This is a genomic window from Caballeronia sp. LjRoot31 (assembly GCF_964253885.1).
Classification (GTDB): Bacteria; Pseudomonadota; Gammaproteobacteria; order Burkholderiales; family Burkholderiaceae; genus Caballeronia.
In genome coordinates this window covers 719,090-740,798 of sequence record NZ_CAXURX020000003.1, presented here as the reverse complement: position 1 = coordinate 740,798, position 21,709 = coordinate 719,090, and the positions used below count along the sequence as shown (strand labels likewise).

Annotated in this window: 15 protein-coding genes and 1 pseudogene; 9 read left to right on the top strand and 7 right to left on the bottom strand. The window is 59.0% G+C overall.

Features of this window, described 5'->3' with window-relative positions; all coding sequences use genetic code 11:
• Nucleotides 1–106: 106 nt before the first annotated feature.
• Complete coding sequence (locus tag ACSQ8V_RS32090) at nucleotides 107–649, top strand: GNAT family N-acetyltransferase (RefSeq protein WP_436208489.1); 543 nt, start codon at nucleotides 107–109, stop codon at nucleotides 647–649.
• Between the two features lie 316 nt (nucleotides 650–965).
• Nucleotides 966–2,741: a S10 family peptidase gene (locus ACSQ8V_RS32085; RefSeq protein WP_436208488.1), complete on the top strand. Its 1,776-nt coding sequence runs from the start codon at nucleotides 966–968 to the stop codon at nucleotides 2,739–2,741.
• A 53-nt stretch (nucleotides 2,742–2,794) separates the two neighbouring features.
• On the opposite strand, the gene ACSQ8V_RS32080 is transcribed toward ACSQ8V_RS32085, so the two are convergent.
• The 3 genes from ACSQ8V_RS32080 to ACSQ8V_RS32070 all read right to left on the bottom strand — a co-directional run bounded on the left by ACSQ8V_RS32080 (nucleotide 2,795) and on the right by ACSQ8V_RS32070 (nucleotide 4,831).
• The gene (locus tag ACSQ8V_RS32080) at nucleotides 2,795–3,256 is read right to left on the bottom strand and encodes an Lrp/AsnC family transcriptional regulator (RefSeq protein WP_436209224.1); all 462 of its coding nucleotides are present in this window, start codon (nucleotides 3,254–3,256) and stop codon (nucleotides 2,795–2,797) included.
• A gap of 124 nt (nucleotides 3,257–3,380) precedes the next feature.
• Complete coding sequence (locus ACSQ8V_RS32075) at nucleotides 3,381–3,833, bottom strand: ester cyclase (protein ID WP_213768041.1); 453 nt, start codon at nucleotides 3,831–3,833, stop codon at nucleotides 3,381–3,383.
• Between the two features lie 146 nt (nucleotides 3,834–3,979).
• Nucleotides 3,980–4,831, bottom strand: coding sequence for an oxidoreductase (locus ACSQ8V_RS32070; RefSeq protein WP_436208487.1), 852 nt, complete (start codon nucleotides 4,829–4,831; stop codon nucleotides 3,980–3,982).
• On the opposite strand from ACSQ8V_RS32070, the gene ACSQ8V_RS32065 reads away from it, so the two are divergent.
• Entirely contained in the window at nucleotides 4,791–5,870 is a 1,080-nt protein-coding gene (locus ACSQ8V_RS32065) for a LysR family transcriptional regulator (protein ID WP_436208486.1), read from the top strand. The two genes, ACSQ8V_RS32070 and ACSQ8V_RS32065, sit on opposite strands and share 41 nt — an antisense overlap.
• 10 nt (nucleotides 5,871–5,880) lie before the next feature.
• Here ACSQ8V_RS32065 and ACSQ8V_RS32060 read toward each other — a convergent pair.
• Both ACSQ8V_RS32060 and ACSQ8V_RS32055 read right to left on the bottom strand, forming a co-directional pair.
• A pseudogene (locus tag ACSQ8V_RS32060) lies at nucleotides 5,881–6,591 on the bottom strand (cytochrome-c peroxidase); the annotation flags it as partial.
• A gap of 1,015 nt (nucleotides 6,592–7,606) precedes the next feature.
• Nucleotides 7,607–9,505 (bottom strand): potassium transporter Kup, encoded by a 1,899-nt coding sequence (locus ACSQ8V_RS32055; RefSeq protein WP_213769209.1) that lies wholly within the window; start codon nucleotides 9,503–9,505, stop codon nucleotides 7,607–7,609.
• A gap of 298 nt (nucleotides 9,506–9,803) precedes the next feature.
• On the opposite strand from ACSQ8V_RS32055, the gene ACSQ8V_RS32050 reads away from it, so the two are divergent.
• A complete protein-coding gene (locus tag ACSQ8V_RS32050) occupies nucleotides 9,804–10,430 on the top strand; it encodes a ParB-like protein (protein WP_436208485.1) in 627 nt (208 codons plus the stop codon).
• Nucleotides 10,431–10,584: 154 nt separating this feature from the next.
• Here the strand turns inward: ACSQ8V_RS32050 and rpoD are convergent, their stop codons facing one another.
• The gene (gene rpoD / locus ACSQ8V_RS32045) at nucleotides 10,585–12,576 is read right to left on the bottom strand and encodes an RNA polymerase sigma factor RpoD (protein WP_436208484.1); all 1,992 of its coding nucleotides are present in this window, start codon (nucleotides 12,574–12,576) and stop codon (nucleotides 10,585–10,587) included.
• 660 nt (nucleotides 12,577–13,236) lie between these two features.
• Between rpoD and ACSQ8V_RS32040 the strand changes: the two genes are divergently transcribed.
• The 5 genes from ACSQ8V_RS32040 to dapA all read left to right on the top strand — a co-directional run bounded on the left by ACSQ8V_RS32040 (nucleotide 13,237) and on the right by dapA (nucleotide 19,762).
• Complete coding sequence (locus tag ACSQ8V_RS32040; protein ID WP_436208483.1) at nucleotides 13,237–14,664, top strand: FAD-binding oxidoreductase; 1,428 nt, start codon at nucleotides 13,237–13,239, stop codon at nucleotides 14,662–14,664.
• Between the two features lie 98 nt (nucleotides 14,665–14,762).
• The gene (locus tag ACSQ8V_RS32035) at nucleotides 14,763–15,869 is read left to right on the top strand and encodes an ABC transporter substrate-binding protein (protein WP_436208482.1); all 1,107 of its coding nucleotides are present in this window, start codon (nucleotides 14,763–14,765) and stop codon (nucleotides 15,867–15,869) included.
• Nucleotides 15,870–15,923: 54 nt separating this feature from the next.
• Nucleotides 15,924–17,021 carry an ABC transporter ATP-binding protein gene (locus ACSQ8V_RS32030; protein ID WP_436208481.1) on the top strand — a complete coding sequence of 366 codons (1,098 nt, stop codon included), beginning with the start codon at nucleotides 15,924–15,926 and terminating at the stop codon, nucleotides 17,019–17,021.
• A gap of 96 nt (nucleotides 17,022–17,117) precedes the next feature.
• Nucleotides 17,118–18,833, top strand: coding sequence for an ABC transporter permease subunit (locus ACSQ8V_RS32025; protein ID WP_436209223.1), 1,716 nt, complete (start codon nucleotides 17,118–17,120; stop codon nucleotides 18,831–18,833).
• A gap of 26 nt (nucleotides 18,834–18,859) precedes the next feature.
• Nucleotides 18,860–19,762 carry a 4-hydroxy-tetrahydrodipicolinate synthase gene (dapA, locus tag ACSQ8V_RS32020; protein WP_436208480.1) on the top strand — a complete coding sequence of 301 codons (903 nt, stop codon included), beginning with the start codon at nucleotides 18,860–18,862 and terminating at the stop codon, nucleotides 19,760–19,762.
• A gap of 1,065 nt (nucleotides 19,763–20,827) precedes the next feature.
• On the opposite strand, the gene ACSQ8V_RS32015 is transcribed toward dapA, so the two are convergent.
• Nucleotides 20,828–21,655 carry an IclR family transcriptional regulator gene (locus tag ACSQ8V_RS32015; protein WP_436185705.1) on the bottom strand — a complete coding sequence of 276 codons (828 nt, stop codon included), beginning with the start codon at nucleotides 21,653–21,655 and terminating at the stop codon, nucleotides 20,828–20,830.
• Nucleotides 21,656–21,709 lie beyond the last annotated feature (54 nt).

The following is a 21,709-nucleotide window of genomic DNA, read 5'->3' as shown; positions in this document are numbered from 1 at the left end:
CCACTGGTCTCTTGCGGTCCTGACGTGAGCGGTTATATTCCATGGTCGTTTCCGGTCACGCTGCACGCGGCGTGCGCGGCCTTATCCACGCTCACATGCTTTCACCATGCCCCATTCCGCCTCCGTCCTGGAAACCGATCGCCTGCTCCTGCGTCCACCGCAACAAACCGATTTCGACGACATCTACGCCATGTGGTCGGACCTCGCGGTCGTGCGCCATGTCACCGGCGTCGCCTTCACGAAGGAAGAAGCATGGGCACGTCTTCTTCGAAGCGCAGGGCACTGGTCATTGATGGGATTCGGCTACTGGGTAGTCAGCGAGAAGCTCAGCGGCAAGTTCATCGGCGAGGTCGGCTTCGGGCAATACAAGCGCGGTATCGACCCGGCATTCGATGAAGCGCCAGAGATTGGATGGATGTTGACGTCAGAGTCGCAAGGACAGGGGTATGGAACTGAAGCGGTACGTGCCGCGTTGCAGTGGGCGGATACACGGTGGCCCAAAGCAGAGATTGTCTGCATCATCTCACCGGAAAATCCGGCCTCGCTTGCACTCGCCAGGAAATGTTCATTCGCGCAAAGTCGCACGACCACTTACAAGGGCAAGCCAACCGTTGTATTTCAGCGCGAGGCGTCGGTGCGTGAAAGTTAAAGCGCTTCCATTCTCTGTTTACCCAGGTATAGGAAACCGTAATCAGATCGGCGAATCGATCTCGTGTCCAACGGCATCGAGGGAATGAACAGGGAACGTGCTAAGGGTTCACTCAAGCATCATTCGCTTTGCGTCGTACCTTGTAGTACTTATGACCGGCGAGCGCCTTAGCTAACACTACGGCTTCGAAATACTTACATGCGCGCTTACGGATCGCGCTTCGTCACTCCGATGAGGACAACGCTATTGACGTGGCGGGTCCGCTTATCGAGAATCCAGGCAGCACCTAAAGAAAACAAAAACTGCCGGGACTAAGATGCGCCCTTGTTTCTATTCAGTGGTAAGCGCTCTGATCGTGCTTGGTCTCGCCGCCGGTCCGTCCGCCGCCTTGTCCCAGGAAACCGGCACGGCGCCGGCTGACACCTCAGCCGCGCCCGTCGACACGCAGGCGTCGCCCGACGCGTCCGCTTCATCGGCTGCCGGAACACTCGTACGCGCGGACGCGGTGCCCCCGTCTGCTCAGGCCAATCAGGCCAACGCCCACGCCGCATCGGATGCGCTCCTCAACCCTGCTCGCCGCAACCGCGCAAGCGCCGCGCGAACAGCGGCAGCCAGTGACGCTGCCAGCGAAACGAAAGCGGACACCCTGATACCGGTCCCGCCGGAAACCACGTCCGTCACGCAACATTCAATCAGGCTCGATGGCCGCAAGATCGACTACACGGCCACTGCCGGCAACCTGCTTCTGCGCAACAACGCGGGCCAGGCTGAGGCCAGCGTCTTTTATGTCGCCTACACCGCGAATACGAAAAGCACCGCCACCCGTCCGATCACGTTTCTTTTTAACGGCGGCCCGGGTGCGGGCAGCGTCTTCCTTTTGATGGGATCGTTCGGACCCAAGCGTGCACATACGTCGAGTCCGGCCATCACGGCACCGGCGCCGTACGTGCTCTCGGACAATCCGGACAGTCTCCTCGACACCACCGATCTGGTATTCATCGATGCCCCCGGCGCAGGCTTCTCAAGGATCGTAGGCCACGCAACCGGGAAGCGCTTCTGGGGAGTCGATGAAGACCTCGACGCGTTCGAACACTTTATCGAGCGCTACCTGAGCGTGAACCAGCGCTGGAATTCACCGAAGTACTTGCTTGGCGAATCGTATGGAACGGCGCGCGCCGCCATGCTTGCATATCGTTTGAGCCAGAGCAACATTGCATTGAACGGAGTCGTGTTGATGTCCTCCATCCTCAACTCAGGCGCGCACGCGCCGGGGACGGATCTGGAGGCCGAGAGCTACTTGCCGAGCTATGCGGCCATTGCCTGGTATCACGACAAGATCGTACCCAAGCCACCGAGCTTGCCGGCGTTCGTCGACGAGGTCCGCGCGTTCGCTTCCGGTCCGTACGCGCAAGCGTTAGCCGCGGGTGACTCGCTGCCCGATTCGGAGCGTGACGCAATCGCCGCACGTGTGGCACATTACACCGGGCTCGATGTGAATTACGTCAAGCAGACGCGGCTGCAAATCTGGCCGTCGCGGTTTCGCAAGGAATTGCTGAGAAGCGAATCGCGTACCGTGGGTCGCTACGATGCGCGATTCGAAGGCCTGGACTACGACGATGCCTCCGAGCATCCCGACTATGATCCGTCGGTCACCAGCGTATCGAGCGCCTTCGATGCGGCCTTGCACGAGCATCTCGCGCAAGACCTCCATTTCGACGCGAAAGATACGTACCGCGTATTCAACGACGAAGCGTTGCGCCAATGGAACTGGAAACATCGCGAATGGTGGGGGGAGCAACTTACGCTACCGTATGCGGCCGGCGACCTCGCTGAAGCGATACGGCAAAATCCCCGCCTGCGCGTGCTGTCGCTCAACGGCTACTTCGATCTGGCAACGCCGTTCTTCCAGACCGAATACGATCTGGCGCATATGGGACTGGACCCGTCGCTACGATCGAATGTTCAGCTCAGGTATTATCCGACGGGCCACATGATCTATCTCGACGATGCAGCCCTGCATTCGCTCAAGGGCGATCTCGTGCGTTTTTATAATGCCGCCACGGCGGACACAAACAAGCCCGCATCACAGTAAATAGGTAGCAAGCGGGCTCATTCGCATTCCTGATGAATGGCCGATAGGGTCGCTCAAAGCAACGGCAATCCCGCGTGGCGCTTGACCTCTCGTAGTGACAGCGTGGACTCGACTGCCGTCACGCCTGGCAACGTCCGCAGTACGTCACGGAGGAACGTGCCATAGTCCTCCAGATCTCGCGCGATGATCTCCAGCAGATAATCAGCGCTGCCGGAAATGTTGTGGCACGAAACAATGCGCGGTATGGCCTGGATTTCGCGCTCGAATCGGTCGGCCAGTTGCCGGTCGTGCACGCCGAAGCGCACCAGCGTAAATGCGACCAGACCTAGCTTTAATGCGGATTTGGACAGGATCGCCCGATACCCTTCAATGTAACCTTCCGCTTCGAGTCGCTTGAGGCGCCGAGCGCACGGCGTTTCGCTAAGGCCAACTGCGTCGGCGAGGCTCGCGTTGGTCGCACGGCCATCGGCCTGGATCGCTATCAGGATTGCGCGATCTATCTTGTCAAGTTCCATCCGTTCCATTCCTATCCTCCATGGAGGATAGGAATGTTAGTGCATTCCGCTAAACCCTACGGCCTCCCTGCCGGAAATACCTAATTCGTGAATATAGTCTGATGTAATGAAAACGCGCTCCATCCTAAGCGGGACGGTTCGTCAGGCCCGGCGGCAACTCGCCAATCTGCCGGAACAAGCCCAGCCAGTCTTCAATGTGCCACGTCTTGGCAATGCGGTCATCGCGGAGTTCATGGAAAGAATGAATCGCGAAATCGACCGCCTTGGACGTAGCCGGAATGCCCATGAACGGTCCCGACTGCGTACCCGTGATCTTTGCACGCACGCCGACCATGGCGTCGTGGATCAGGACATCGAGCAGGATGATTTTCATATCGGGGAGCGCATGCCGCAGATCTGCAAGCATGGGTGCTATCTCCTCCACGCCGATCGGTTGTCCCGATGCCCCCGCAACATACTGCCAGTCGGAAGTGACGGCCGTGCGCAGAAGCGGTATATCCGCAAGCTCGATAGCGCGATAAAAACGCGTGATGACATCCCTCGTGGCGGCGTGCCCTACATCGTTCGATACAGTCATGTTCCATCCTCTCGGGCGCTGATGAGACGCGCATAGGCAAGCAGTCGGCCCGCTCCCTTATGCTGCATTCCATCTGCATGGGAGAGGGTTTTAGCAATGATAAGCCACTTGGCAGACTACGCCCGACTACGGAACACGACGCCTTTTCACGCGGGAAAATCTGTCGACCGTGACAGCGCCTCCCAGGCCAGAAGCTCCTGCTCGACAAACGCGTTCTTCTCACGAACCCGCGTCAAGGCGTCCGTGCCCAACTGAAGCCGCAGCGGCGGATTCGCGGCGGACACCAGCGCCAGCAGGGCCTGCGCGAGCCGCTTGGGGTCTCCTGGCTGTTGATGGTTGTACGCCCTCGCCGACACGCGAACCTTGCCTGCGGTTTCAGCGTAGTCCGCAATCACATTCTTCGCTTCCATCACAGACGACGAATCGAGAAAGTCCGTTCGAAAATAACCCGGTTCGACGACCGTGACATGAATGCCGAGCGGCGAAAGTTCTGCGTGGAGCGCTTCTGAAAGTCCCTCTACTGCAAACTTGGTCGAACCGTACACGCCGAAACCCGCACCGACCCGATAGCCGCCAAGCGACGACATGTTGATCACATGCCCCGAATGCTGGCTGCGCATTTGCGGCAGCACGGCGCGCGTGACGTTAAGCAAACCCATCACGTTGGTGTCGAAAATACTGCGAACCTCTTCGGCACTGCTCTCTTCAACCGCACCCGCCAAGCCATAACCGGCGTTGTTGACAAGCACGTCGATGCGGCCGAAATGCTCGACCGCCAGCTTGACGGCTTGATGAGCCGCCGACTCGCTGGTGACATCGAGGTCGACGGCCAACAGGCCGGGCTGCGAGCCGAGTGCGCCGGTGACGGCGCTCGATTTGCGTGCCGTGGCAACCACGGCGTCACCTTGAGCGAGCGCCGCAGCGGTGATCTCGGCGCCCAATCCGCGCGATGCGCCGGTGATCATCCAGACGCGTTTGAAGCTTGTTTGCAGGGTCATTTCGAATCTCGCTGGTCGGAACGGCTATCGGGAATCCGGTTGCCATGACGCGAATCCTACGCATCCGATTCAGCTTGAAAAAGCGTATCGAGGTACATTCGCTATGAACCAAGAGTTCATAATGGAGCGGTGCATGGACAAGGATCTTCTGGACGGCGTGGCCATGTTCCTGGCGGTGGCTGAGCATAAGAGTTTCACGACCGCGGCCGCTCGCCTGCAGGTTTCACCCACGGCGGTAAGCAAATCGATCCGGTTGCTGGAGCGACGTCACGGCGTGTCGCTCTTTCAGCGCACCACCCGGAGAGTCGCGTTGACCGAGGCAGGGGTATCGCTGTTCGAGCGCCTGCGTCCGGCTGTTGAAGATATCGACGGTGCGTTTGAAGCGCTCAATAGCTTTCGCGACAACGCCTCCGGTACCTTACGCGTCACGATGACCCGTTCTGCCTGCACGCTGCTGATCGAGCCAATGATCGAACAATTTCGCCTGGCCCATCCCGACGTGCATCTGGACCTGACGCTCGATGAAGGCGCCGTGGATCTGGTGGAAAGTGGCTTAGATGCCGGCATTCGCCTGGGCGAAGCGCTCGCGAAAGACATGGTGGCTTTGCGGCTCACGCCGGACGCTGTCTGGTCGGTTGTCGGCAGCCCCGCATATTTCGCAAGGGCGGGACGTCCACGAACGCCGCAAGACCTGATGGATCACGAAGGCATTCAGTATCGCTTCGTTAAATCAGGCGTCGTCCACCGATGGGATTTTCAGGTCGACGGCCGCAAGGTCATGATCGACATCGGCAGCCGTCTGACGGTCAATGATCGAGGCGCCTTGATTAAATTTGCTCTCATGGGCCTGGGGCTCGCGTACGTCGCGGATTTCGAAGCCAGGCGTGAGTTGGCCGCAGGCGAACTCGAACAAGTGTTGCTGCCCTTTACTCCTCCTGGCGACGGCCTGTATTTGTATTTCCCGGTCCGCACGCAGTCGCAGGCAAAGCTAAGGGCATTGATTGATGCACTAAAGCCTAAGCGCTCAACCAAAGGCTAAGCGCCAGGGTTTATTTGGCCGCCTGATATCCATCCGTCAACGTATTCAAAAACGCGACCACGTCCTTGATTTCCGCCTCATCCAGAGCAGGCTTTTCACCGGGCTTGCGATCGAATGGAGCGTCGGTATTGAGATTCGCCCAGTAGCGCTTAGGCAAGTCGTCGAACTTCTGGACCTTGCCGTGAACAGTCGGATAAAACTTCTCTGGGTTCGTATCGCGTTGAGCATAGAAGCGCACGGCTTCGTCCAGCGAGTGATAGATCCCGTTATGGAAAAACACCTTGCGTGTGGCCACATTGCGCAATGACGGTGTTCTGAAGATGCCGCAATACTCCGACTGGCCCTTAAGATCGTGGCGTTCCGAACCGCACGCGCCGAGGTCGAAATACTTAGGGTCCTTATTGATAGGCAACGCCCGATTGCGCGGCACACCCAGCGCAATCAAACCAAAGTCGCTGAACTGCGGCGGCGAGCCATCTTTCGCGCGCTGGCTGATATGACATGCGGCGCAATTGCCTTTCTTTTCGTCGTTGAATAATTCGAGCCCGCGCATTTCCGCTTCGTTCAGCTTCGCCTTGCCCGCAAGAAATGCATCGAACTTGCTGGTGTACGGATAGAACTTGTGCGGCGTCTGCTCAAATGCTTCAAGCGAGCGCAGGATAGCGTCGAAGGCTTTCTCGTCGTTGTCGAAAATGGTGGTGCCGAACGCTTCGCGCAGTTCTGGTTGATGCTGGGGTGGTCGGTTCTGGGGTAGCGGTCAGGGTCAATGCTGGGTTGGTCGGTTCTGGGGTTAGTGGTCGGGGTCAGTGCCGGGTTGGTCGGTTCTGGGGTCAGCGGTCGGAGTCAATGCCGGGTTGCTGCTTTCGGCCGTGGTGGTCTGCGAGAGTCGGATATTCTCTTTATCACTATTAGCCACTGTGCGTGGCGGCACGTCATTTCTTTGTCCAAAGCGACAAAGAAACGAAGCAAAGAAAACGCTTTTAACCACGCTACCCTAAGTGTCCACAGCGTGCAGTTTCTATTCATAGGTGCCCCAAAAGCACGGTGCTCGCCAGAGCGGAGGATGTGTGAACCCCTCTTTCTCCGAACACCGATACCCACACGCTTCGCCACCAGTGATTGAACCTGCCCAAGGAGCACCCCGCGCTATCCGCGGACAACCTCCCGCCAAATTTGTACGCGTCTCGAACCTCGTAGCCAACCCGCCAAGAAACGAAGCCGCAAAGATGCGGGTGGCCGTAACAAACGAAAATAGCTGTCTAGGCCGTGCGGCAAACTCACCAAAAACTGAAGTAGTAAATGCGCATCGGGCTGTGACGCACGAATATAGCCGCGTAGACCGGGGAGCCAACCCACCCAAAAACCGAGACCGTAAATACGTGTGAGGCTATTTGGATTCCTTAGCAATTGTACTTGCCCGAGAGCGTACGGGGCGAAGCGTGTTCGTGTCAGGATTCGCGAGAAGGAGGGGTTCAAACATCCTTCGCTCTGGCGAGCACCGTGCTTTTGGGGCACCTATGAATCAAAACTGCACGCTGTGGACACTTAGGGTAGCGTGGTTGAAAGCGTTTTCTTTGCTTCGTTTCTTTGTCGCTTTGGACAAAGAAATGACGTGCCGCCACGCACAGTGGCTAATAGTGATAAAGAGAAAATCCGACTCAGGCAGACCACTAACACTGAAAGCAGCAACCCGGCATAGACCCCGACCGCTACCCCCAGAACCGCCCCCCCCACCCCTACATATTGATCTGCCCACCCAACTCAACCACACGATTAGGCGGCAAACTATAGTACTCCGCCGCTTGCGCAGCATTCCGCCCAAGAAACGCGAACAGCTTCTCGCGCCATAGCGCCATCGCCTTGCTTTCACCGGTAGCACGAATCGTGTCGCGGGCGAGGAAGAACGAGGTATCGGCTGCATCATAGGTCCAACCGGGAATCTGCTTCTGGATCAGCGTCAGAAGCGCCGGCACGTCGGGAATCTCCATGAAGCCGTGACGCACCCTGACCGCATAACAGCCATCACCAAGATCCTCCACCACGGCCTTGTCAGCGTCCCTGACATGGGGCACGTTGTCGGTCGTACCGGCGAGAAAGATGTTCGTATTGTGCAGCACACGGTTGTGCTTGAGGTTATGCATGAACGCCGTCGGAGTCATGCCGGCCACGCCGCCGGGGAACACCGCCGTGCCTTCAACGCGCGACGGCGGATGACTGCTCCTGCACAGCGAATGGATGATGTCCTTGAGCGGCAGGTTCTCCGCTTTCATGCGGTCGATCAGCGTTTCGCGTCCCTTGTGCCAGGTCGTCATGACCGTGAACAACGTAGCGCCTGCAAGCAGCGGAAACCAGCCGCCGTCGAGCACCTTGCTGACGTTACTCGATACAAACACCGCATCGACAATCGCAAATGGCCCGATAACAAGCGCCGTAGCCAGCGGTTTCCAGTGCCAGAGGCAATGGGTGATGAAATACATCAACAGGGTGGTGAGCAGCATGGTGGAAGCCACCGCAATGCCGTAGGCGGACGCGAGGTTATCGGATGATTTGAAGAACACCACCAGGAACACGACCGCCGCGAACAACGAGAGATTGATGAACGGTACATAGACCTGACCAATTTCATGCGTCGATGTATGGACGATCGGAATGCGCGGCAGGAAACCAAGCTGCACGGCTTGCTTCGTCATGGAGAACGCGCCCGAGATCACCGCTTGCGACGCGATGATGGTTGCCGCCGTCGCCAGGATGACGAGCGGGACAAGCGCCCAGCCGGGAGCCGACTCGAAGAACGGTTGTTTCAGCGTAGCGGGATGCATCAACACGAGCGCGCCCTGCCCGAAATAGTTCATGACCAGGCTCGGCCAGACGAGAAACATCCACGCGAGACGGATCGGCTTTTTACCGAAGTGCCCCATGTCCGCATACAAGGCTTCGCCGCCGGTCAGCGCCAGGAAGACCGAACCCAGCACGATGAACGCGGTGCCCGGACTATGAGCCACGAACGATATGGCGAAGGTCGGCGAAGCGGCTTCAAGAATGAGCGGATGCTGGACGATGTGAAGCAAACCCAGCGCGGCCAAGGTCACGAACCAGACCACCATGACCGGCCCGAAGATCTTCCCCACAGCACTGGTGCCGTGCTTCTGGATGGCGAACAAACCCGTCAGGATAACCAATGAAATAGGCACGATCCAGGCGGTGAGCTGAGCATCGATCAGCGTCACGCCTTCCACCGCCGATATGACGGAAATAGCCGGCGTAATCATGGAGTCGCCATAGAACATGGCCGCACCGAACACGCCCAGCGTCAGCAAGACATTACGCAAGCGCTCGGGAGCAACGCCCGATGCCAGCGCGGTCAGCGCAAGAATGCCGCCTTCGCCGTCATTGCCTGCTCGCATGACAAAGCTGACGTACTTCAGCGTGACGACTATCAGGATCGACCAAAGGATCAGCGATACGATGCCAAACACATTAACCTGACTGGCTCCGCCCGCGGCCTTGAGACATTCCCTAAGGGTGTAAAGCGGACTTGTCCCGATGTCTCCAAAAACGACGCCTACAGCGCCAAGCATTAAAACGGGTGCACCTGGGACCACTTTGGTCGAAGAATTTGCAACGGATGCTGACATATGCCTTTCGCTCGATTTGTTAATCATCGCCGCTATCCGGGATCGCCCACAGACTAACCGGTTTCATCGGCATGGACCTCAGCATTTACACCAAGCGCGCTTCAACATCTCCATAACATCTCCATAACAATAACCGCGAAAAATGACGGTGAGTCATGTAAAGAAAAATGCGAAGCACGCACGTTTGAATAGTGACCAGGACGCGAACGCAGGCGCCGCGCCTGCTGCCTCGCAAACTTGTTGGCGGGAACCGCGTCGGTTACGCTTGCCGCTGGCCCTTTAATCCTGCGTACACACCATGAAAAAATTAGTCAGGCTGGAATTGCAGCAGATCCATCCGACGCAGATAACCGCGGGCATGCTGGAAGTCGATGAGAAACGCAAACACTTCGCCTCCCTGCCTGCGGAAGAATTGAAGCGCGCGCTGAAGGCCCTGCCTATTCCGGCCGTGTTGGGCCGGGATGGCACTCACTTCGCGACCGATCACCATCACCTTGCGCGGGCGCTATTCGACGCCCAGATTAATTATGCTTACGTTGAGGTCATGGCCGACCTGTCGAAGCTGAAAGGCGACGCCTTCTGGCTGGAGATGGCAAACCGGCGCTGGGTGCACCCCTATGACGAGCACGGCATCCTGCATGGCGTTACCGCGATTCCGTCCAACGTCTCGGGACTCATAGACGATCCGTACCGAAGCCTGGCAGCGTTTGTGCGCAACGCGGGCGGCTACATTAAAACGCCTGAACCGTTTGCCGAATTCCAGTGGGCGGACTTCTTCCGGACTCGCATCCGCTTGTGGAGCACGTCGTTTCAGTTCAACGCCGCTGTGCAGCAGGGAGTGCATCTTGCCAGAAGTCCGGATGCGCTGGTGCTACCGGGGTTCTACAAGAGCAAGGTCAGCAGTGGAGCAAATCCACGCCCTTGAAGGGTGGGCATGGTTCGCATCGGGAGCGGGAGGCTGGGATCTTCCTGCGGTAAGCGGGGGAGCGTCAAGCCGTAGAGCATCAAGCAAAAACGCCGTTGAACCCTCTGCGGGTCCAACGGCGTCAACCTACCTTCCAGCGAGCCTTGCGGCGTCCTTAATGTGCCAGGAACGAGCGCAGCTTCTCCGACCGGCTGGGATGCACGAGCTTGCGCATTGCCTTGCTTTCAATCTGGCGAATCCGCTCACGCGTCACATCGAATTGCTTGCCGACTTCTTCCAGCGTATGGTCGGACACGGTGTCGATACCAAAGCGCATGCGCAGCACCTTCGCTTCACGCGGCGACAATGAATCGAGCGCATCCTTGATCGCCAGACGCATGTCGGCGTGCATGGCGGCATCGGCCGGCGATTCGGTGTTCGAATCTTCCACCATGTCGCCCAGCGTCGTGTCGCCGTCTTCGCCCAAAGGCGTTTCGAGCGAAACCGGCTGACGCGCGATCTTGAGAATGCTGCGAACCTTTTCTTCCGACAAATCGAGGCGAACCGCCAGCACCGACGGATGCGCTTCCTGACCCGTCTGCTGCAGGATTTCGCGCGATACGCGGTTCAGCTTGTTGATCGTCTCGATCATGTGCACCGGCACACGAATGGTCCGGCCCTGATCGGCGAGCGAGCGCGTCACAGCCTGACGGACCCACCACGTGGCGTACGTCGAGAACTTCCAGCCACGCCGGTATTCGAACTTGTCCACGGCCTTCATCAAGCCGATGTTGCCCTCCTGGATCAGATCCAGGAAATGCATGCCGCGGTTCACGTACTTCTTCGCAATCGAAATCACCAGACGCAGATTCGCTTCCGTCATTTCGCGCTTCGCCTGACGCATCTTGTGCTCGGCGGACGTCATCTGCTTGTTCAGCGCCTTCAGTTGCAACAGCGGCAACATCAGGTTCGACTCGATCTGGATCAGCTTTTGCTGTTCCGCCTGAATGGCGGGCAGGCTACGTTCCAGCGCCTTGCCATAGGCGTTCGACGCTGCAGCGTGACGGGTCGTCCACTCGAGATCCGTCTCGTGGCCCGGGAATACTTCCACGAACTTCTCACGCGGCATGCCCGCCAGATCGACGGCGATCTTCAGGATACGGCGCTCGATAGCGCGGACCTGCTCGACCTGCTCATGGACCTCGGCGCACAACCGGTCGATCGTACGAGCGGTAAAGCGGATCGTGGCCAGCTCGCGCTGGATATGTTCCTGCACGCTCGGCCAGTCGCCGGTGCGTGAATCGTCGGCGATATAAGCCGCATGGAACACGTCGAAATGGTCCCGCACGTTCGAGAAAATAGGCAAGCAGTCACGCAGCAAATGCTTGAGGCGCGTTGCGTTCGCACGCGTTGCCTGCTCGTCTTCAGTCTCGCCGTCTTCGTCGTCGCCTTCCGACGCCAGTTCAGCTTCATCGAGTTCAGCCTCGGTATCGGCATCCGCCGGCACCGCATCTTCGTCCAGCGTGGTGTCCTTGAAGCCGTCGACCAGTTCGTCGATGCGCAGCTCGCCCGCGACAATCTTGTCCACGGTCGTGAGCAGCGTGATCACCGTCGACGGGCACGTGAATGCCGCCTTGATCATCTCGCCAAGGCCATCTTCAATGCGCTTCGCGATTTCGATCTCGCCCGCACGGGTCAGCAGTTCGGTGCTGCCCATTTCGCGCATATACATACGCACGGGATCGGTCGTCCGGCCGAATTCCGAGTCGACGGTTGCCAGCGTGACTTCCGCTTCTTCGTCCGATTGCTCGTCCGACACCGCCGTGGGGGCGGAATCGTTCAGCAGCAATGTTTCCGAGTCCGGCGCTTCTTCGTAGACGGCCACACCCATGTCGCGGAACGTGCTGACAATGGTTTCGATAGCCGACGTCTGAGCAAAGTTACCCGGCAGGTGATCGTTGATCTCTGCGTGGGTCAGGAAGCCTTGCTGTTTTCCCAGTTGAATCAACGCCCGCATCTGGCGTTGACGCTCATCGGCCTGCTCGGGCGAGCAGACGCTTTCGTCCATTGGGCGCGACAACTTGTCGGCAGACCCACGGCGGGCTTTCGATTTTTTTGCAGGAACGCCGTTGCCGGCGGTAGATTCGGTTGGATCAAAACTTGTCATACATTTCCTCGACAGCTTTGCTCTGTAATGACAAACCAGTGCACAAGCGGTTAGACACGAGCACTACCGTGACGACCAACGGGATCATCACCTCGGGTTCAGCTATTCAGCTTATTCAGCCAATTCGATGCGCTGATTCGAGCAAAACTGAATCAGTTTGGAGGCGGGACGCGCTAACGAGCGCAGTATTCGCGCGGGTCGTACAGTTTATAGCAACTTGCTTGCGGCTAGTGCGGTAAACGCCAATATCAGGCGTATCTAGTAGCCGAGCGCAGCAAAACTACAACATTTAGCTCGAACAAGCACTCATTTGCGGACGATTTAGCCCGAATCAAGACCGCAAAAGCCGCATGCAGCCGCTCATCGAGCCTAAAAAACGCGGCCTTATTCCGACCCTGATTAATGCCTTTGCTCAATGATGGGTCGATTCTCGACGACTTTGCCGCCGCTGAGGCGTTTTTTTTCGGGCGGCAGGCTTCTCCCGTCATTGCGACCCGCTCCCGCCGACTATCTGATCGGCGATAACGCCTATTTTAATCGCATTACGATTAAACACATTTCAATGCGATTTTTTTCTCCCTATGCTGTTTTTCAGACGCGGCGTTTCCGCTGACCCGTTGCTGGTCCGGGAGGCCGCCAGTGCCTATCGAGGAACTCGACATGAAGAACGTCACGGCGTTGATCGCAGCCCTGGAAGCGGAACTCGGCGCCGATGCGGTGCTGACAGCCGAATCCGACCTCGCGCCTTTCACGGAAGACTGGCGAGGCCGCTACAAGGGACCGGCTGCGGCAGTCGTCCAGCCGTCGAACACCTCGCAGGTGTCGGCCGTCGTGCGCCTGTGCGCGGCGTACGGCGTCCCGGTCCTGCCGCAGGGCGGCAACACCAGCCTGTGTGCGGGCGCGGTGCCGGCAAACGCGGGCCTGCCGCCGGTCATCGTCAATCTGACGCGCATGCGGCGCATCCGCCATATAGATGCCGCCAACGGCTCGATGGAAGTCGAAGCCGGCTGCGTGCTGAAAACCATCCAGGACGCAGCCGCGGCCGAACAACGCCTGTACGCGGTCAGTCTGGGCGCCGAGGGCTCGTGCCAGATCGGCGGGAATTTATCGACGAATGCGGGCGGCACTGCGGTCCTGCGCTACGGCAACACGCGCGACAACGTGCTGGGTCTAGAGGTCGTACTCGCCGATGGCACCGTCTGGAATGGTCTGCGCGCCTTGCGCAAGGACAACACGGGGCTCGACCTGAAGCACTTGTTCATCGGCACGGAAGGCACGCTGGGCATCATCACGGCAGCTACGCTAAAGCTGCACCCGTTGCCTGTTCAACACGCGCTCGCGTGGTTCGCGCCCGTTGATCCCGCCGCCGCGCTGAACATCCTCGGGATGTTCCAGGCCGCATGCGGATCGCGTCTGAGCGCCTTCGAGATGATCAATCGCCGCCAGCTTGAACTCGTGGTCGAGCATGTTCCCGGCCGCCGCAATCCGCTCTCGGAACTGCATGAATGGCACGTGCTGGTCGAACTAGGAGACACCCACGGCGGCGAGGAAATGGCCGCGTTGATGCAGCAAACGCTCGAACACGCAGCGGTTGCAGGGCTGATCCACGACGCCGTCCTCGCCAGCAACCAGACACAACGCGCCGCGCTCTGGGAAATTCGCCATAGCGTGTCGGAAGCCAACAAGAAAGCGGGCGTGGGCCTGACGACCGACTGTGCGGTGCCGGTGTCCGCGGTGCCCCTGTTTATCGAGCGTGCCACGCAAGCGGTGCATGCGATTGTTCCCGGGCTGGACATCCTCGTGGTCGCGCATCTTGGCGACGGCAACGCGCATTTCATCCCCTTCTTCACCTTCGACGCCTGGCGCCAACTCGCGGATCGCTCCGCCATGGCCAACGCCATGCGCCGCTGCGTGAACGACGTCGCGCATGAATTACGCGGCACGTTCAGCGCGGAGCATGGCGTCGGGCAAACCGGGCTGCCGGAAATGGCGCACTACAAATCCGCGGCTGAACTCGGCCTGATGCGCGCGGTGAAGAACGCGCTCGATCCGCACAACCTGTTCAATCCGGGGCGTTTGCTGCCCTGAGTTTTTGATCACCTTAGAACTAACCGATCCAGGCCAGGAAGAAGCCTGGACGTTCGCATCACAGCGTTTCTGTTTCCATCCACACCCTTGGAGCCGACATGAAAAAGCAGCCCGCACGCGATGAGATCCAACCGCTTCAGCAACCCGGCCGCCGCATGGTCATCAAGACGGCTGTCGCCGGCGTCGCGGCGGTGGCGTTCCCGTTCGTCTGGACGCCATCGCGCGCGACGAGCAAGCGGATCGTCATTCGCGACGATGGCGGCATCTACACCAAAGCGTACGGCGCGGCTTTCTACAAGCCCTTCACGGAGAAGACAGGAATTGAAGTGATCGGCGTGCAGGCTAACGCTGAACCGACCGCCCAGATCAAAAGCATGGTCGAGACCGGCAGCTACACGTGGGACATGGCCAAGATCAGTCAGCCAGCAATCCTTCTGTTGACGGGCGGCGGCAAGGAGTATCTGGAGAAGCACGGGCTTGAAGCGGACCCGGTGATTGCGAAGATTCCACCGCAATACATGTCGCCGTATGGCGTCGGCACCAACATCTATACGACCGTGCTCGCGTATCGCACCGATGCCTTCAAGGGCCGCAAAGCCCCCAATTCATGGGCCGATATGTGGAACGTCAAGGACTACCCGGGCCGTCGCGGCCTGCGCAAGTATCCGTTCGATACCTTCGAAGAAGCGATGATGGCAGACGGCGCGTCGCCCTCGCAGGTCTATCCGGTCAACTTCGACAAGGGCATCGCGAGCCTCGACAAAATTTCCAGGCACGTCGATGTATGGTGGACCACGGGTGCGCAAGTCGAACAGATGCTGGGCTCCGGTGAAGTCGACATGATCAGCACGTGGGTATCGCGGGCGCAATCGGCTATTGCGAACGGCGCGCCGGTGGCAATCGTCTGGAACCAGAACATCTGGGGCGTCGACAACTGGTCGATTCTCAAGGGCACGCCGAACGCGGCCGCGTGCCGCGAGTTCATCAAGTTCGCGTCCGATCCCAAACGTCAGGCCGCGCTGGTCGAATATTTCCCGGCCGGTGTTACGCAGCCCGAAGCGTTTAACTACATCAAGCCCGAGATTGCGAAGAACTGCCCGACGTTCCCGGAGAACATGAAGAACGGCCTGCATATCGATGCGAAGTTCTGGCAGGAAAAACAAAGCGTCGCGCTCGAACGGTTCAATAGCTGGATCCTGACCTGAGCGCTGTTTTCATCGCGTTCCTTTTGTGTTTTCACCGCCACGGATGCCGATTCCATGTCTGCCTCGAATCTTCAAATCACGGGACTGTGCAAGCGCTATGGCGACTTCGTCGCGCTCGCGCCGATCGATCTCGATGTCGCCCAGGGCGAATTCCTGACCCTGCTCGGACCCAGCGGCTCAGGCAAGACGACGCTGCTCAGTCTGATCGCGGGACTGGCACAACCGGACGATGGCCAGGTGCGGATCAATGGGGTTGACGTGACGTATGGAGCGCCGTATGAGCGGGACATCGGCATGGTGTTTCAGAACTACGCACTGTTCCCGCATATGACGGTAGCGGAGAACATTTCGTTCCCGTTGCAGATGCGCAAGACCGACGCCAAAGCGACGCGTGAGAAGGTCGTGCAGGCGCTTGAGATGGTGCATCTGCCGCATGTAGCGGGGCGCTATCCGCGTGAATTGTCGGGCGGTCAGCAGCAGCGGATTGCCCTCGCGCGCTGCATGGTCTACCGCCCGTCGATCATCCTGATGGACGAACCGCTCGGCGCACTGGACAAGAAATTACGCGACCAGATGCAGCTGGAAATCAAGCGGATTCATCGTGACCTGGGCACGACGATTGTCTACGTCACGCACGATCAGGAAGAAGCGATGACCATGTCCGACCGCATCTGCCTGATGAACGCCGGATCGATTGCGCAACTCGGCACGCCCGCGGATCTGTATTTCCGCCCGAAGAGCGTGTTTGTCGCGGATTTCCTCGGCGAATCGAACCTCCTCGATGCAGTGGTCACGGGGCGCAGCGGCGATCAGGTGCAGATCAGCGTGCAGGGTGGCGCGAACGTCAACGCAATGGTGTACGACTCCGTGATCCGAGACGGCAAGCCGGTGAAGCTGATGTTGCGTCCGCAAAACCTGCAGATCCACGATGGGCCGCCGGCCGCGTCGATCAACGGCGGGACGTTGTCGGCGAAGCTCACCGACATCATGGTGACCGGCAGCATGACGAAGCTTTATCTGCAGTCGCATATCAGCGATGCCCCGCCGCTCGTCGCGGCTTTCCCTACCAACCGGCTCGGCCGCCAGTACGAGATCGGGCAGACGCTCGGGCTTTCGTGGCTGACTGCGGACGCTGTTGCCATTGCGGGGTAAGAGATGAATCGTTCCGTCCTGACCGCCGAGCAAACGCATCCGGACGCGCCGCCGCCACGCCCTGCCCGATGGCGCGCGTGGTTGCGACCCGGCGCAATGAGCGCACCGATCATCGTGTTGCTGCTGGTGATGCTCGTGTACCCCGTCGGCCAGTTGTTGCTGCTCAGCGTACATAACGACAGCGGCTTTACGCTGGTTGAATACAAGCGGCTCTTTGCATCGTCGGTATATGTGGATGTATTGCTGATCACGCTGAAGATCTCGTTGTGGACGACCTTCTTCTCCGTGCTCACCGGTTATCCGATCGCGTATCTGATTTCATCGCTGACGCGGGAGCGCAAGAACCGCCTGCTGTTCTGGGTGCTGCTCTCCTTCTGGACCAGCTTTCTCGTGCGTACGTTTGCATGGGTCGTGCTGCTCGGGCGCAACGGCGTGATCAATCAGGTGTTGCTTGGACTTGGCATCATCGACCGGCCGTTGAGCCTGCTCTATAACTTTTCCGCCGTGATCGTGGGTATGGTCCACGCGCTGATGCCGCTCGCGGTGCTGACCATGCTCTCGGTAATGGAGAACATCGACCGCCGCTTGCCGAGCGCTGCCGCCACGCTCGGCGCTCGGCCGGGCACGGTGTTCTGGAAGGTGTATTTTCCGTTGTCGCTGCCGGGCGTTGCCGCGGGCGCGTTGATGGTGTTCGTCACGGCTATCGGCTTCTTCATTACGCCCACGCTGCTCGGCGGACGACATCAGACCATGATTACGCAACTGATCATCGACCAGGTAATGCAGGCGTTGAACTGGGGTTTCGCGGGGGCAATCTCCGTGTTGTTGCTGGCGGTCGTGCTGCTCGTGTTCCTGATCTACGACCGCATGGTCGGCCTCTCCACGATGGCTGGCGGCAGCTCGGCCGCGCGTGGTCCGAAGCACGGCGGCGGCTGGAGCCGCAAGCTGGGTGATGTGATCCTGACCGCGCTGGGCAACGCGACCGACGCCTTGCTCGGTCTATTCCCCAAACGTCGCAAACGCCGTGCCGCCGACGGCGAAAGCCTGACGTTGCGCGTGGTGGTAATCCTGCTGCTGGTATTTCTGAGCGCGCCTGCGTTCCTGATGATTCCGCTCTCGTTCGATTCCGCGTCCGGTCTCGCATGGCCGCCGCACGGTTTCTCGTTGCAGTGGTATCGGCAAATCACTGATTCACCGTTGTGGATGCAGGCCATTACGCGCTCCATGCTGGTGGGTATCGGCACCGGCATTCTCTCGATGCTGATCGGCACGCCCGCTGCGTTCCTGCTGGTGCGTGGCGGCATGAAGGGCAAGGCGGCCATGCTTGCTTTCATCCTCGCGCCGATCGTGGTGCCCCGCATGATCATTGCAGTAGGCGTGTTCTATTTCTTCGCGAAGATCGGCTTGATCGGGTCGTCGTTCGGCCTCGTGCTGGGACATACCGTGGTGGCTGTGCCTTACGTGGTGATCACCATGATGGCCGTGCTGCGCAACTACGACACGCGACTTGATCTGGCCGCGCATAGCATGGGCGCACGGCCGTGGGCCACGCTGCGCCTCGTCACGTTCCCGATTCTCGGTGCGGGGTTGATGTCGTCGTTCCTGTTCGCTTTCGCTACCTCCTTCGATGAACTGACCATTGCGTTGTTCTCGTCGGGCGGCTTGAGCACGACCTTGCCCAAGCAGTTCTGGGACGAAATCACGATGCAGATTTCACCGGTCATTGCGGCCGTTTCCACGTGCCTGTTCGTCTTTATTGCAGCCTTGATCTGGGTGGCGGACCGGTTGCGCCGCCGCAGCCTTGCTTCTTGAATAACCTTGTTTTCCAGGACTAACTCATGCTTTCAGCACACCAACTGCGTGGCGTCTTGCCGGCTATTCCGACTCCCGTCAATCCCGACGACACCATCAATGCCGACGCCGCTCGCGCGCTCATGCGCTATCTGCTGAAACAAGGCGTGGACGGTGTGGTGCCGCTTGGCGGCACCGGCGAATATGGCGCGTTATCGCGCGCCGAGCGCATTCGCATGGCCGAGATCACGGTGGAGCAGGCAGCGGGCAAGATTCCCGTTGTCGCGGGCGTGCTCGATCCCGGTTATCACGATGCGATGCAAGCGGGAAAGGACTTCGCTCGGGCCGGCGCCGATGGTCTGCTCGTGCTGACGCCCTACTACACGAACCCGACGCAAGGCGGGATTCGCGATTACTTCATGCGTTACGCCGATGAATCGCCGCTGCCGATTCTCATCTATGAAATCCCGTACCGCACGCGGATTGCGATTGCGCCCGAGGTGCTGCACGAGTTGTCGAGGCATGAGCGGATCATTGGCATGAAGGCGTGTAACACGGACATGTGGCATTTCTTGCGCACCGTTGCGGGCGTGGATGAATCGTTCGCCGTGCTAAGCGGTGAGGATACGTTGTTCCCGCTGCACGTAGCGGCTGGTGCGCGGGGCGGGATTGTCGTCACGGCGACGTTGCTGCCGACTGCGTGGCGAAAGATTTATCAACTGGCTTCGGAGGGGAAGACGCAGGAAGCCTTGACATTGCATCGCTCGCTGATTCCGCTGATGAACATGGCGTTCGCCGAGACCAATCCCGGTCCGATGAAATCCGTGATGGACCTGATCGATGTGCACGCGCCTGCGATGCTTGCGCCGCTGGTTCAAGCGGAGGCGGAGTTGTCGGGGCGGTTGCGCGTGGAACTGGAGAAACAACTTGATTTGTTTGAACGTGGGTAGGGTTAGGGGGGCAGGGTCGGTGGTTCTGGGGCTAGCGGTCGGAGTCAATGCCGGGGTGGTGGTTTTTGGGTTAGTGGTCGGGGTCAATGCTGGGTTGCTGCTTTCGGAGTTAGCGGTCTGCGGGAGTTGGATTTTCTCTTTATCACTATTAGCCACTGTGCGTGGCGGCACGTCATTTCTTTGTCCAAAGCGACAAAGAAACGAAGCAAAGAAAGCGCTTTTAAAACACGCTACCCTAAGTGTCCACAGCGTGCAGTTTTCATTCATAGGTGCCCCAAAAGCACGGTGCTCGCCAGAGCGCCGGATGTGTGAACCCCTCCTTCTCGCGAATCCTGACACGAACACGCTTCGCCCCGTACGCTCTCGGGCAAGCACAAGTTGCCAAGGAACCACCACGGCCTCACGCGTCTTTTCGGTTTTGTTTTTTGGTGGGCTAGCTGCCTGGTCTGCGCGGTCGTATTCGTGGATCGCAGCCTGATCCGTAGTAGCTTGACGCGAATTACCGCTTCGAGTTTTAGTGAATTGGCTACGTTCTCCATACGATTATTTTCGTTGATTATTGCCTTAAGCATCTTTGGGGTTTTGATACGTTGCGGGTTGGCCGCGTAGTTCGACGAGAGTACAAATTCGGAGGGAGGTTATCCGCGGATAGCGCGGGGTGCCCCTTGGGCAGGTTCAATCACTGGTGGCGAAGCGTGTGGGTATCGGTGTTCGGAGAAGGAGGGTTTCACACATCGGTGGCTCTGGCGAGCACCGTGCTTTTGGGGCACCTATGAATCAAAACTGCACGCTGTGGACACTTAGGGTAGAGCGGTTAAAGCGCTTTCTTTGCTTCGTTTCTTTGTCGCTTTGGACAAAGAAATGACGTGCCGCCACGCACAGTGGCTAACAGTGATAAAGAGAAAATCCGACTCTCGCAGACCGCTAACGCTGAAAGCACCAACCCGGCAATAACCCCGACCGCTACCCCCCGGAACCGACCGCCCCAGCATCGACCCCACCCCCAAGAACCCCAAAACCCACCATCACCCCCAAGTGCGAACAAAGACCAATCCCCAAAACCCCTCAACGCTTGTAACCCGCCAATCGCGCTTTCGAAATCGACGTCGCAGCGACCTGCACATGCTGCGCGAGTTCGGCTTCCACCCGTTCGATCGACCACCGCGACGTCGGCACCGAAATATTGATCGCGGCAACGGCCATACCACCGTGATCCGTGACCGGCGCAGCGACGGAAATATCGCCGAGTACCGTCTCGTTCTCAATCACCGCGTAACCCCGTCGCGCGACCTTGCGTACGCGTTCGAGCAGTTTGTCAGGATGGATTTCTGTGTAGTGCGTGAGCGGGTCGAGCCGTGTTTGCGCCAGGATCTCGCGCACGCGCTCGTCCGACAAACGCGACAGGATTGCTATCCCCGCAGCGGTGAACATGGCCGGCAAACGAGCACCAACCACAATGTCGATGTTCACCAGATGCTGCCCCGGAAAGCGCGCAACAAACACGATCTCGTGGCCGTCGAGTTCCAGCAAGTTGGTGGTTTCGCCGAGACGACGACTGATATCGAGCAGATACGGCGAGGCTTTGTCGATCAGTTCGTTGGCACGCACGTAGTTGTACGAGAACTGCAGCACCTTCGTCGTCAGGCCGTAGTTGCGCGTTTCGGGCACGCGATAAAGGTAGCCGAGCGCTTCGAGCGTATGAACAAGGCGCTGCGTCGCGCTGCGGTCGAGACCGGACGCGCGGGCGATATCGACGAGGGTCATGTGACGGCTCGGACCGTCGAAAGCATGCAGGACCTGGAAAGCTTTTTCAGTCGATCCAACGAACAACGACGAGCGCGCGGCCCTCGTTTCGTTCGGCTCTTCGGGCGTGCCAGCGGCGCTTTTGGACATGCTTGTGGGGGCTTTGAAGGTATCGGATCGTAATTATCTCAATTGTAGTGCAAT